This is a genomic window from Lysinibacillus sp. NPDC094403, assembly GCF_050278745.1.
Lineage (GTDB): Bacteria > Bacillota > Bacilli > Bacillales_A > Planococcaceae > Lysinibacillus.
Map to the genome: position 1 here is coordinate 310,182 of NZ_JBNNTL010000001.1, position 14,274 is coordinate 324,455.

The window sequence follows — 14,274 nt, forward strand, 5'->3', positions numbered from 1 at the left end:
ATAGTTACTTAATGCGACAAGAGAGAGTCTTATATACATTTAAAAGTGGTGAATTATATTTTGAATGAGAAGTATTATAAAATAATCGGATTACTTGTTTATGGCTTAATTTTAAGTGGGATAATCGGTTTTATTTCTTCTGTTTTTTTAATATTAGTTAATAGCTCGACAGATTTTTTATGGACTGACGTATCCAATAATTTTAAAGTACCGTCCATCTATACATTATTTTTATGTATACTAGGTGGTTTTTTAGTAGGTGTTAGCAGGTATAAGTATGGAACTACTCTACCTAAAACAGCTTCTGATGCTATTGTTGAATTAAAAACAACTCAAAGAATGGACTATTCAAATCTAAGTCTCAATTTTTTTATTGCTTTTTTAATTTTAATCTTTGGTGCAAGTGTAGGTCCTGCAGCAGCCGTTTTAAGTTCTGTTATTGCGTTATCGGTATGGCAGGCAGATAAAATGCGTTACTTTTATTTTTCCTACAACGAGTGGAAAAAGGAATCTTGGTTAATTAGACTAAAAAAATTAGCTTTACCTCATAAGTACCTTATCCCTTATAATCCTGATCGGGCTCCTCAAGAGAAAAAAATGCTTTTATTTAAGAAATTAGTTTATATGTTATTTATCGTAAACGGTATTGTGACCTTTATGTTTATCATTAAAATATCAGAACAACCTCCTTTTGTGACAAAGTTAGGGGAAACAAGTTGGGGTTTTAATGAATTGCTTCTTTTTATTCCTTTTGTTTTGTTTGGAATTTTGTTCAGTAAGCTGTATGAACTAATGGAAATAGGAATGAATAAATTCTTTTCTAAAATGAACAATAAAATTATTTTAAGTGGTGTTATCGGTGGTATTGGTATTGGCTTGATGTCTTTAGTCGCCCCTAACCTACTGTTTTCTGGCCAACTTTCTATGCAAGAATTACCTAGTGTAGTACCAACACTTTCAATTGCTACTTTAATTTTGGGTTCTATTCTAAAACTGATTTTTATGGAGTTTTGTTTAAAGTCAGGCTGGGTTGGTGGAAATGTCTTACCGGTTATATTTGCATGTATTTTACAAGGCTACGCGATCGCGACTTTTTTTCCACAACTAGATATGCTCTTTATCGTTGCTGTTATAGGTGGTAGTGCTTCGATCGCTATTTTAAAGACACCTTTACTAGTAGGAGTTGCTCTAATGCTATTTTTCCCGATAGAGTTAGCCCCAGTAATATTAATGATTGTAGTTTTATTTATTTTGTTAAGTAAATTGAGAAAAAAATCCCCACAAAACATAACTGCTTAATTTTAGGAGAAGACTTTGATTCGAACCACGAAAACTTGGATAGACGTGGAGTAGTATTTAGTTAAATAAGCTATAATAAGACCACTCCATCATGGGTGGTCTTAATGAAAGATGTTGCCTTTCTCACACATTTTTGTACATTTCTCGCTTATTTACCCCCCCAAAAAATTCTTCTTACATTTCTTGAAAAGTATGCCATGTATATAAGTCAGAACAGAAATCAACCCCACGTTATGGTTTAGAATCATTATCTCCTATTATATAGGAAAAAGTATATATTACTAAAACCCTTAATACTGCTAGCTTTAAGGCATTGATATTAAATCATCTTGCGCCATTCCGTCATTATGAGTTATAATTATGACCAGTTACTAATAATTGATAGTAAGAAAGCAGAGGGGTTGCTAAATGAACGCTGGTATTATAGGAATTGGCAAATACGTTCCGGAGAAGGTCGTTACAAATTTTGATTTAGAAAAAATTATGGACACTTCGGATGAATGGATTCGAACTCGTACAGGGATTGAAGAACGTCATTTTGCTGCTGATGATCAAGAAACTTCGGATTTAGCAGTAGCTGCTGCAAAAGAAGCTATTGCAAAAGCAGGTATTACACCAGAGGAAATAGGCTTAATCCTTGTAGCAACTGTAACACAAGATCAAACATTTCCAAGTGTAGCATGTATGGTTCAGGAGCAAATTGGAGCAGTTAATGCAGCTGCGATGGACCAAGCGGCTGCTTGTGCAGGATTTATATATAGTTTAGTGACAGCAAAGCAATTTGTTGAATCAAGTGCTTATAAATATGTCTTAGTAGTAGGTGTTGAAAAGCTGTCGAAAGTACTTGATTGGGAAGATCGCAATACCGCTGTGTTATTCGGTGACGGTGCAAGTGCAGCAATAGTTGGTCCAGTATCAGAAGGTAGAGGTATTCTATCATTTGAGCTTGGCGCTGATGGTACAGGTGGAAAGAATTTGTACTTAACACAGCAGGACACAATCGCTATGAATGGCCGTGAAGTATTTAAGTTTGCAGTTCGTCAAATGGGTGAATCTGCAATAAATGTATTAGAAAAAGCAGGTTTAACAAAAGAAGACGTAGATTTTTTAGTGCCGCATCAGGCGAATATACGAATTATGGAGTCTGCTCGTGAGCGTCTAGATCTACCACCAGAAAAAATGTCAAAAACGATTCACAAATATGGGAATACATCGGCAGCTTCTATTGGTATTTCTTTGGTAGATGAGCTTGAAGCAGGTAAGATAAAAGATGATGATATATTAGTACTTGTTGGATTTGGCGGTGGCTTAACATGGGGTGCCGTTACAATAAGATGGGGAAAATAAAAACGAAAAATGCTTGAGGGGAGTAATACAATGAGTAAACGACGAGTAGTAATTACAGGAATTGGCGCAGTTACACCACTAGGAAATAGCATCGAAGAAACATGGACTAACATTAAAGCTGGAAAATCTGGCGTTGGTGAGTTAACACGTTTAAATAAAGATCTTTTTGCAGCAAAAATTGCCGCTGAAGTGAAAGACTTTGATATTGAAAAATATATCGAACGTAAAGAAGCTCGTAAAATGGATCGCTTTACACATTATGCCTTAGCAGCGTCCATCATGGCGATGGAAGATGCACAATTAACAATTGATGAAGAGCTAGCACCACGTGCAGGTGTCTGGATTGGCTCTGGAATCGGTGGAATGGAAACTTACGAACAACAATTTTTAACATTCCAAGAGCGTGGAGCAAGACGAGTAAGTCCATTCTTTATTCCAATGATGATTCCAGATATGGCTTCAGGACAAGTGTCGATTCACTTTGGTGCAAAGGGCATTAACTCTTGTTCAGTAACTGCTTGTGCTTCAGGTACAAACTCTATTGGGGATGCTTTTAAAGTAATTGAACGTGGTGATGCAGACGTTATGATTACTGGTGGTGCTGAATCACCAATCGTAACAATGGCAGTAGCAGGCTTCTGCGCAAATACTGCATTATCATTAAATACGGATCCACAAACAGCTTGCCGTCCATTCGATAAAAATCGCGATGGTTTCATTATCGGTGAAGGTGCGGGTATTGTTATTTTGGAAGAGTATGAGCATGCAAAAGCACGTGGTGCAAAAATCTACGCGGAAGTTCTTGGCTATGGTGCAACAGGAGACGCTCATCATATTACAGCTCCAGCTCCAGAAGGAGAAGGTGCTTCTCGTGCCATGATGCAAGCTTTAGCAGATGGCGGCGTAGATGCTTCACAAATTGACTATATTAACGCACATGGAACAAGTACACCATATAATGATTTATTTGAAACACAGGCAGTAAAAACTGTCTTTGGTGAACATGCCTATAAGCTTGCAATGAGTTCTACAAAATCAATGACAGGTCACTTATTAGGTGCAGCTGGTGGTGTTGAAGCTATTTTCACAGCGTTAGCTCTTAAAGAAGGCATTCTACCACCGACAATTAATTTAACAGATCCAGATCCAGATTGTGATTTAGATTATGTACCGAATGAGGCTCGAAAAGCAGATATTAAATATGCTATGAGTAACTCACTTGGGTTTGGTGGACATAACGCTAGTCTACTATTCAAAAAAATCGAGGAATAATAAAGTAAAACTATAATCAGTGGGAGGTTCTTCATCTTCCACTGATTTTTTGTATTCACCAAAAGGGCTGTTTTATCACTATAAATTAGATTTACATGCCAGAAGATACACGCTATGAGAAGTGGTTGATTGGAGTGGAGGCTGGGCGACTCCTTGGGGATTAGCGCCACAGATGAGACCCTGCAGCGAAGCGAAGCGGCTCATCGGACGCCCCCAGGAAAGCGCCCAGTCGGAACGGAAATCAACCCCTTGTTTTACAGAAGAGCCTTACTTTATTTAATATGATCAATAAAAAACGTCAGCCCAATTTTACGTGGCTGACGTCTTTTTTTATAGTTTTGTGAATAGATGATAATTAAGAAGAAATAGAAAGGATGCTCTTATCTTGTTCCGACTCTTTTTATTTTTATTGAGCTACGGCTTATTGATTCTCTCCGTAGGGAATCTCATATTGTATTTGAATTATCGGACACTCGGATATTCCTGGATAGTTGTTTTTAAATTCATGGCACATACTACAGCATTTTATATGGCAATTGGATCAGCCATCGTGTTATGTGCTGTTGTGCTTGATCTTGGTTATGATAAAACTTTAAACGAAAAAGATAAGATGTAACTGTTAATCTACTCTCTTTTTGGCCAAGCTCTTACGATAAATTTCACCAAAGCTACAACATTTCTTCATATCATAGAAGGATTTCGATCCCAGGATGATAAAGTTTTCTTTTATCTACGTGCACGACCAAGGCCCATTGCTTCTTCCATGCGTTTTAAAGTAGCGCTTGCAATTGCATTTGCCTTTTCAGCACCTGCATCTAAAATAATATCTAATTCTGAGGATTCTACCAAATTATAGAACTTCTCTTGAATTGGAGTCAGGTGATCAATAACCGCTGCTGCCACACCTTGTTTGAAACCACCATAGCCAACGCCTTCGTATTTTTTTACAAGATCGTCAATAGATACACCTGAAATGGCAGATTCGATTGTTAGTAAATTAGAAACACCAGGTTTATTTTCCACATCAAATGCCACAATACCATCAGAGTCAGTAACAGCCGACTTAATTTTTTTCTCAATATCTTTCGCTGAATCTAAAAGTTTGATTGTCGCTTTTGTATTTGGATCTGATTTACTCATTTTCTTTGTAGGTTCTTGAAGTGATTTGATACGAGCCCCTGCTTTTGGTAATTGAATTTCAGGAATCGTTAAAACGTCACCATAACGTTTGTTAAAGCGTTCCGCTAAATCACGAGTAAGCTCAATATGTTGCTTCTGATCATCACCGACAGGAACAATGTTTGTGTTATACAAAAGGATGTCTGCTGCCATTAATGGTGGATATGTTAGAAGAGCTGCAGATACGCTTTCTTTACCGTGTGATTTATCCTTGAACTGTGTCATACGTTCAAGTTCACCAATCGAAGCGACACATTGTAGCATCCAACCTGCCTGTGCATGAGCTGGCACTTCTGATTGAATAAATAATGTAGATTTTTTAGGATCAATACCAGTAGCGATATACGTAGCTGCTAAATTACGAATATTTTGACGCAATTCTTTTGGATCTTGTGCCACAGTTATTGCATGCTGATCAACGATACAATAAACAGCATCTCCTTCATCTTGTAATGCAGGGAATTGCTTGAATGCACCTAAATAGTTACCTAAAGTTACAATACCTGTTGGTTGTACGCCTGAAAAAATAGTTGTCATTGTCATTTCCTCCTTGAATTTCGTCCCTTAGATTGTAAGTACCAAATAAAAAACATCATGCGTCCTCATTAGTAATCTAATGAAGGGACGAATGATGTTTGAATCCGCGGTACCACCCAGCTTGCCTAAAACGGCCACTTTACTTCGTAACGTGAAGGGACGAGCTTTGCTAATAGGCTTAAGTAAGAAACTAAGACGTTCACAAAGCTAACTCGGAAGTCCATTCCAAATGCTTACACGATCTGTTTGCAGCAACCACAGACTCTCTAAACGTGTAAAGGGCAAATGTACTACTCTTCGTCAGCGTTTTTTATTTAGTTCAATCAGTCTTGCACCTGTATAGATAGCAAGGTGAATTCACCAAAGACATAATTGAATTATTGCAAAGAATTATATTATAAAGTTTCCGTAAAATGCAAGTGTAAAAAGTCAGACTTTTGGCGGTGTTCTTTCTCGAAAAAAAATTATATGCTAATTTTGCTGCTTTTTTTTCACCATGCTACAAATATTTTTTGTGCGAAAGCGAAGAACTAACGTAGCGGCATCATAAATTGCTAAGGCGTTATTTATTTATAAATGCAACCAATATTAGTAAATATACGTCTATATTGTACACACTGAATCGACAATATTCTCGTTTAAACTTTTTAAATGAGAACAAGAACAATCAAAAAATGAATGTTTAAAATACTCTACGAGTGGGAATATTATTAGTAGTGCATTAGACATGCAAAGAAGTAAGTACTACTTTGAAAGTTATATAAATAGACGAAATATTTAGTGACAAGGCTATTCTTTTTTTTATTGGAACTATATTCAAACATCACAGAGTACTGTATAATGGTTATGAAGATTTACATTACATTAATTCTAATTTAACACACTGGTTTATAGATAATGATTAAAAGGAAAGGATGTGTCAGTATGATAGTAACTTTATTTACATCACCAAGTTGTACGTCTTGCCGAAAAGCGAAAGCATGGTTAGAGGAGCATGAAATCCCATATACAGAACGTAATATATTTTCCGAACCATTAAGCATTAGTGAAATAAAAGAAATTTTGCGTATGACAGAGGATGGTACGGATGAAATTATTTCAACTCGATCAAAGATTTTCCAAAAATTAAATGTTGATGTTGAAAGCTTACCATTACAACGTTTATATGAATTAATTCAAGAGTATCCAGGTTTATTGCGTCGCCCAATCATTTTAGATGAGAAACGTTTACAGGTCGGCTATAACGAGGATGAAATTCGTCGTTTCTTACCTCGTAAGGTTCGTGCTTATCAATTGCAAGAAGCACAGCGCATGGTGAACTAATATCTCCGTATTCAGCATAGAATAAGTATTAGATGTTACATATGCAACAGGCATATTGTGACATCTATTTTTTTGTGTTTTACTTATGTAAAACATTCTATATAAAGTATAATAAATAATAGGGGAAAGTCATATATTTCCGTAAAGTATGTTAAACTTGATTTAAGCTTAATAGTTTACTACAATTTCAATAATTCAAATATCTTCTGTGAAACGGTGTATATCCTTTTCATTTTATGACAGAACAGCATACAATATTATTAGAGACAACTGTGGACAGTTAATTTTTTAATTTCGGTTGCTCAACGGGTTTACTGTAGTGTGGTCAAAGGTTGAAAAACAAAAATGGAGTATGAGGTTAAAAACAATGAATAAAAGCATACTAATGAAACAAAACTGTTTTTCGACAAATGACAGTGAAGGGAGATGAGGTCTAGTGGACATCGAACGTGTAAACGAAAATACACTCAAGCTCTTTATTACGTACAATGATATAGAGGATCGCGGCTATAGTCGTGAAGAAATTTGGTACAATCGAGCAAAGGGTGAACAACTTTTTTGGGATATGATTGATGAAGTAAACACTGAGGATTATTTTGATGTGGAAGGTCCAATTTGGATTCATATCAATGCTTCTGAAGTAGGCTTAGAAATCATTGTCACACGTGCACATATTTTAAAAGACGGTGAAACCTTAGATGGTTCTTCGCATTTTGATGAACACAAAGATATGTTTGCCCCATTCGAGGACGTTGGAGAGGATCTTCTCAGTCAACTAACTCAATTTGGTGACATGGATGATTCAGAGTTATTTATGGATACAGACATTTATGTTTATAAATTTAAAGATATTGATGAGTTAATCCCTGTAGCAAAACGTATAACAGATGAATTAGTGGATTCCTCATTATTTAAATATGAAAATTGGTACTATCTAGTTGTTGACTTCACGAATGCAGATGATGATTTAAATCATCACGATAGAAATGCGGTTATCAAAGAATTTTTAATACCATCGAATTTCACAATCCATCGCTTAGAGGAATATGGCGAAAAAATTATGGAATTTAATTGCTTTGAAACAGTACGAAAATATTTTATTTAAAGAAATGAGTACTTGATTCAGTGGTTTAGACTGTAAACAAACTTGGTGATTATCAGTTTGTTTACAGTCTTTTTAATTTGAAAAGAGATTGAGGGGCATTTTTAAAATTTCAAGAAAAAGCCGTTATTTATTTGTGCTATAAAAATACTCCTTTACAATTAGTCAAAAAGGAGATGATTTTATGCTTATGGCCTATAACGAGCAGCAGCGGATTTTTCTCCCATACCAATATTCAAGGGAAGATTTACAACGATATAGGCGGCAGATGAAATTTTATTGTCCCCAATGCCGACAGCCTGTCCAATTAAAGATAGGTAAATATAATATTCCTCATTTCGCTCATATTGCTAATAATAGCTGTGTACAGTTATTTGCAGAAGGTGAATCAAAACTTCATTTACAAGGGAAAGTCCAACTATTTGAATGGCTGAGAAAACTCGGGCATACAGTAAAGTTGGAACCTTATTTACCAAAGCTTTCACAGAGGCCAGATATACTTTTGATAAAGAAGCAAAAGCAAATTGCCATTGAATTTCAATGTAGTACAATTTCTCATGAAAAGTGGTTAATGCGTACATCTGGATATAAGAAAAATTCTATACAGCCATTGTGGCTTTTTCAAACACCTCAAAAACAATCTACACAAGGTATTCAAAAAATTTCTATTTCCCCAATTATGCAAAAGATGATCATTGCTACAGTGCAAGGCGTATCTTATTTAGTAACCTATGATGCAAACACATCGAGATTTATTTATTGGACGAATCTTCTTCATGTTCATGGGCATACTTTTATAGGTAAAGTACAAGAATTAACTATTCACAAACAACATTTTCCCTTTTATGTGCCTATGTCAATTAAGAAAGAGGAATTTCATCTTTATTGGCAGCTTTATAAAAAGCAATGTAAGCAATTCGTATACCAACGATTATTCCGTAGTAAAAATGGGGTGCAAGATTCATTTTTACGAAGTAGTTATGAGTTAAGTTTTGCTTTAACTAATATGCCTGATTACGTAGGTGTACCGGTAAAAGATGCGGAAGCGATTCCGATGTTTTCTATTGAGTGGCAAACGATTTTGCTTTATTTTTGTCGACGTTTACAATTATTACCTCATGAACTAGACGAGAGAACGATTCGATCGTTTTTAATCCAACAAAATATAGAAGTTACAAATCAAGCAGTACAAGCCGTCAAAAATTACGGAATGGTACTGGCGAAAAGTGATCAAAAGAATGGTTGTTTTACGGATATTTGTGAGCAATTGTACGCACATTTATTTGCAATTGCCGCAATATACTGAGAAAATATGAGAGTATAGGAAAAACTCACATATAAAGGGGGCTGGCACATGGCTAGTAATAAAGTTTTAGTAAGAAATGAAGTTCCAGAAGAGTTAACTTGGCGCTTGGAGGATATATTTGCAACTGACGCCCTATGGGAAGAGGAGTATAAAGAAGTTGCAGAAATTGCAAAAAAGGCATCTAGTTATGTAGGTACTTTAAAAAATGGTGCAGATGCATTATTAGCTGTTCTAACTTATCATGATGATATTTATGAACGTACAATGAAGCTTTACACGTATGCTCATATGCGTAATGACCAAGATACGACAAATAGCTTCTACCAGGATATGAATAGTCGTATTCAAACATTAGCGACTAGTATCTCAGCTGCCCTATCATTTTTAACACCTGAGATTTTATCATTGAGTGAAGAAACGATAGAACGTTACTTAGCAGAAAACAAGGACTTACAATTGTATACGCAATCTTTAAAAGAAATAACGATGGCACGTCCGCACGTTTTACCAGCAGAACAAGAAGCATTACTTGCACAAATGTCTGAGGTAACAGGTACTGCTTCAAATACATTTAGTATGTTAAACAACGCCGATATGGTCTTCCCTAAAGTGAAGAATGAAGACGGGGAAGAAGTACAGCTAACACATGGTAACTATATTAAGTTTTTAGAAAGTAAAGATCGTACAGTTCGTGAAAATGCCTTTAAAGCAGTATACGAAACTTACGGAAACTTTAAAAATACGTTTTCGGCTACACTAACTGGCAATGTTAAAAAGCATAATGTCAGCGCACGTATCCGTAATTATGATTCTGCACGCCACGCAGCAATGTCTAACAACTTCATTCCAGAAAGTGTTTATGATCAATTAGTAGAAACAATCCATAAGCATTTACCAGCTATGCAGCGCTATATTTCATTACGTAAGAAGCTTTTAGGTGTGGACGAACTGCATATGTGGGATTTATTTGCCCCACTCGTTAAGGAAGTCGATATGAAAGTCACTTACGACGAAGCGAAGGATATTTTAGTAAAGGCTCTAGCGCCACTAGGTGAAGAATATCAAGGCATTGTTCAAGGTGGTCTTGATAACCGCTGGGTGGATGTCTTAGAAAACAAAGGGAAACGCAGTGGTGCGTACTCTTCAGGCGCTTATGGAACAAGTCCTTACATTTTAATGAACTGGCAAGACAATGTTAATAATTTGTTTACACTAGCTCATGAATTTGGCCATAGTGTACACAGTTATTATTCACGTAAAACTCAGCCGTTTGTTTATGGCGATTATTCTATTTTTGTGGCTGAAGTAGCTTCGACATGTAATGAAGAACTGTTAAATGATTATTTACTAAAAACAATTGAAGATCCACAACAGAAAATTTATTTATTAAATCATTGGTTAGATGGCTTCAGAAGTACTGTGTTCAGACAAACAATGTTTGCTGAATTTGAACACCTAATCCACCAAATGGATAAAAACGGTGAATCTTTAACAGCAGAGCGTTTAACAGAGGTTTACTATAATTTAAATAAACAATACTTCGGCGAGGATATTGTTGTAGATGAGGAAATTGGCTTAGAATGGGCTCGCATTCCACACTTCTACTATAATTACTATGTGTATCAATATGCTACAGGTAAATCAGCTGCAACAGCATTAAGTAAACAGATTTTAGAAGAGGGTACACCAGCTGTAGAACGTTATATTAATAACTTTTTAAAAGCAGGTTGTTCTGATTTCCCAATTGAGGTATTAAAGGCAGCAGGCGTTGATATGAACGTTGCAAAACCGATTGATGATGCATGTAAAGTATTTGAAGAACGTTTAAATGAGTTAGAAAAACTATTGTTGAATAATTAATTCGGAAGGCTGTAGGATTATTACTACAGCCTTTTTTCTATGATTAGTTGAACGAATGAAAATTAAGAATAATGATTTTTTTTGATTTCTAAATGTTTAAAAGTGCATATCTTGGAAAAATACTGTTTGTAATCGCTTTCTATTTGACAAATTTGTGAATCTACTATTGGAAATATTGCTATATTTACTATTCCGTGATAAAGTGAGTCATGTGAAATAAATCACAAAACAAACATACACCCCTTTGTTTGAACGTGAACATTTCTCCCATCCCCTTTGTGAAAAAGAGGCGTCACTATCTGTCGAGGATAGTGGCGCTTCTTTTATTTTGTTATAAATCTCGATCAAACCAGCGAAGTATTCCGATAAAACTCTAAATTGTTCCGATAAATCAATGGAAGGTTCCGACAAATTACTAAAATGTTCCGATAAATCACTAGAACATTCCGATAAAAATATCTAGAGCCTAATCGCTGATAAAATTTCGAGAACCGCCAATTTATACGAATAAAATGAATGCAACCAGTTGCATTCATTTTATTTTTTCTTTATAATGCAATCAAATGATTACATTTTGATGAAAAGAGGCTATAACGTGAAGAGTAAACCAAGTTATATTATGCCTGTGATTGCTGCGGCTTTAGGTTTTTTTATGGCTTTATTGGACACCACAATTGTGAATGTTTCTTTGCCAAAAATTACAGCATATTATGAAACTACAATTGATCAAATTTCTTGGGTTATTGATAGCTACAACATTGCATTTGGCGTTGTTTTGCTAACGGCGGTCAGATTTGCAGATCAATTTGGTAGGAAGAAAATATTTCAAATAGGGCTTATTTTGTTTGTATTTGCGTCAGTTCTATGTGGAATATCGCAATCTATTGAGTTATTAATATTATTTCGAGCGATACAAGGTTTGGCGGCAGCAATGATTGTTCCAGTATGTATTCCTTTAGTACTTGTTCATACTCCGCCTGAAAAGGTTGGTATTGTAACGGCACTATTTGGAATTATGGCTGGGATATCGACAGCATTGGGTCCGACAATTGGCGGAGTAATCTCAGAGAATTTTTCATGGCAGTGGATATTTTATATTAATTTGCCGATTGGAATTTTAGCGGTGAGTTTAATTCATTCCTTTGTAAATGAATCGTATGATCCTACTGCCTCTAAAAAGATAGACTGGATGGGTATGATAACAATTAGTATTTCATTGTTTGCACTCATATACGGGCTTTTACAAGTGAAGGAAGTTGGGTGGTCATCACCACTTGTTCTTAGTTGTTTAATTGGCAGTGTCATTGGCTTACTATTGTTTGTAAAGATTGAATCAAAAAATAAAGATCCAATGCTTCCAGTTCAGTTGTTTAAAAACTATCAATTTACATGTGGGAATATCGCACTGTTATGTTTAGGAATCGGTATGATGTGCGTCTACTTTTTAATGGCATTTTATTTAACAATAGTAAACGGAATTTCTCAGATACAGGCGGGCTTAATTCTTAGCTCATCATCTATAGCGACAATGCTCATTACACCTCTTGCAGCTAAAGCAAATAAATGGGGGACATTGTGGTTTGGTGTCATTGGTTATGTACTATTTAGTATAGGAACCTACTTGTTAGGTTTTACTTCACCAGATCAATCGGTTTGGGCTATTGTCGGAGTTTTAATGATTGTCGGTTTAGGATCGGGTTTAATCTTTAGCCCATTATCAATAGCACTCATTTTGCAGGTTCCCGAAGAAAAGGCTGGGATTGCATCAGGGTTATTTCAAGTAAGTCGTGTAATTGGGGCTGCAGTTGGCGTGGCAATTTTAGTAGTGATGCTACAGCATATGATGCAGAACCAAATGAAGATGGCAAAGGGTGAAATGATAGAGAAGGTTGAAATAAGTAAGCTTAGTAACAATACTAAGGAAAGGCTAGAACTTCAATTAGAAAATAATAAAGATAAAAATGAGTTATCTAATAAATCTTCATTACAGGATGTTTTAAATAAATTAACTGACGAAGAGGAAAAACTATTAAAATCTTCACCAGATAGTGCACATGCTGAAATTAAGAAGAGATTTGCCATTGAAAGAAAGGAAATAATAAATCTATATCCAGCTTTAGAAAAAATAATAAAGGATCATATTTCCTTAGCGTTTAAAGCAGTTTTTAAATTTGGAGCAATTGTCATGTTAATTGGTGCCGTTTTTGCTTATCTAAATGGCATAAATGCAAGAAGAATGAAGAAATATATAAGAGAACGAAACTTTGAGATTGCTATAAAACGTTAATTGAATGCAACTGATTGCTATCACTTTCTGATTCCGATATAATATTGAGCAAATTATGTTCGGAGGAGGGATGAGGGCATAATGGCAAAGTTGAAGACAAGAGAAAAAATTCTTAATGCTGCATTGACGCTTTTTGGTGAAAAGGGGTTTGCTGGAACTTCGACACGTGAAATTGCTGAACGTGCCGGTGTGAATCACATTACACTTTTTAGACACTTTGGAAATAAAGAGAATTTGTTTCGTGAGAGTGTTATTTCACATAAAACAGACAGAGATTATTTTCCTAAAATAGAAGAGGCGTTTACTGGTGATATAGAGCATGATCTTAAAATCCTGGCGCAAGCTTATTTTGAAGAAAATATTCCTGTGAAGGAAACTATTTGGGTACTTATGCGTGAGATTCAACAAGATAAAGAATTTGAAAAAATGTTTTTTGAATATCCAAATAAGTTATTTCACCATTTAGAGAATTATTTAATTAAATTACATGAGCAAGGGAAAATCCCAAAAGGGAACTTTAAATATACAGCGAATTTTTTCTATTCTTTGCTGTCGTCAATTTTAGTTTTCCAATTGACATTACCATATATAAATGAGCATATTAATCCGGATATTGATGAAATGATAGATGAGATTGTGCATTTATTTACATTAAGTTTGTATAATCCGAAAGAAAGTTAATAATGAGGCTATTAAAAGACAAATAAAAGCAAGTGAAGAAAACTTCACTTGCTTTTATTCTTGAAAGCTTAGAATAATAGT

At 35.2% G+C, this 14,274-nt stretch carries 10 protein-coding genes and 1 other annotated feature; of the genes, 9 read left to right on the forward strand and 1 reads right to left on the reverse strand.

The genetic code is table 11. The annotated features are described in order from the left end of the window. Nucleotides 1-60: 60 nt before the first annotated feature. From ACQKMV_RS01355 to fabF, 3 genes are all read left to right on the forward strand, one after another. Nucleotides 61-1,299 (forward strand): chloride channel protein, encoded by a 1,239-nt coding sequence (locus ACQKMV_RS01355; RefSeq protein WP_427502049.1) that lies wholly within the window; start codon nucleotides 61-63, stop codon nucleotides 1,297-1,299. 408 nt (nucleotides 1,300-1,707) lie between these two features. Then, nucleotides 1,708-2,646: a beta-ketoacyl-ACP synthase III gene (locus ACQKMV_RS01360; RefSeq protein WP_427502050.1), complete on the forward strand. Its 939-nt coding sequence runs from the start codon at nucleotides 1,708-1,710 to the stop codon at nucleotides 2,644-2,646. A gap of 30 nt (nucleotides 2,647-2,676) precedes the next feature. Further along, nucleotides 2,677-3,918, forward strand: coding sequence for a beta-ketoacyl-ACP synthase II (gene fabF / locus ACQKMV_RS01365; RefSeq protein ID WP_427502051.1), 1,242 nt, complete (start codon nucleotides 2,677-2,679; stop codon nucleotides 3,916-3,918). Between the two features lie 726 nt (nucleotides 3,919-4,644). Here the strand turns inward: fabF and trpS are convergent. Then, the gene (gene trpS, locus ACQKMV_RS01370; protein WP_427502052.1) at nucleotides 4,645-5,634 is read right to left on the reverse strand and encodes a tryptophan--tRNA ligase; all 990 of its coding nucleotides are present in this window, start codon (nucleotides 5,632-5,634) and stop codon (nucleotides 4,645-4,647) included. 80 nt (nucleotides 5,635-5,714) lie between these two features. Then, nucleotides 5,715-5,947, reverse strand: a binding site (T-box leader). A gap of 614 nt (nucleotides 5,948-6,561) precedes the next feature. On the opposite strand from trpS, the gene spxA reads away from it, so the two are divergent. From spxA to ACQKMV_RS01400, 6 genes are all read left to right on the forward strand, one after another. Beyond that, nucleotides 6,562-6,957, forward strand: a complete 396-nt coding sequence (spxA, locus tag ACQKMV_RS01375) for a transcriptional regulator SpxA (RefSeq protein ID WP_024362527.1) — start codon at nucleotides 6,562-6,564, stop codon at nucleotides 6,955-6,957. Between the two features lie 436 nt (nucleotides 6,958-7,393). Continuing rightward, nucleotides 7,394-8,062 (forward strand): adaptor protein MecA, encoded by a 669-nt coding sequence (gene mecA, locus ACQKMV_RS01380; protein ID WP_427502053.1) that lies wholly within the window; start codon nucleotides 7,394-7,396, stop codon nucleotides 8,060-8,062. 181 nt (nucleotides 8,063-8,243) lie between these two features. Beyond that, the gene (locus ACQKMV_RS01385) at nucleotides 8,244-9,365 is read left to right on the forward strand and encodes a competence protein CoiA (protein ID WP_427502054.1); all 1,122 of its coding nucleotides are present in this window, start codon (nucleotides 8,244-8,246) and stop codon (nucleotides 9,363-9,365) included. Nucleotides 9,366-9,413: 48 nt separating this feature from the next. Further along, nucleotides 9,414-11,225 (forward strand): oligoendopeptidase F, encoded by a 1,812-nt coding sequence (gene pepF, locus ACQKMV_RS01390; RefSeq protein ID WP_427502055.1) that lies wholly within the window; start codon nucleotides 9,414-9,416, stop codon nucleotides 11,223-11,225. Between the two features lie 595 nt (nucleotides 11,226-11,820). Beyond that, the gene (locus tag ACQKMV_RS01395) at nucleotides 11,821-13,512 is read left to right on the forward strand and encodes a DHA2 family efflux MFS transporter permease subunit (protein ID WP_427502056.1); all 1,692 of its coding nucleotides are present in this window, start codon (nucleotides 11,821-11,823) and stop codon (nucleotides 13,510-13,512) included. An 81-nt stretch (nucleotides 13,513-13,593) separates the two neighbouring features. After that, nucleotides 13,594-14,193, forward strand: coding sequence for a TetR/AcrR family transcriptional regulator (locus ACQKMV_RS01400; RefSeq protein WP_427502057.1), 600 nt, complete (start codon nucleotides 13,594-13,596; stop codon nucleotides 14,191-14,193). Nucleotides 14,194-14,274: the final 81 nt, after the last annotated feature.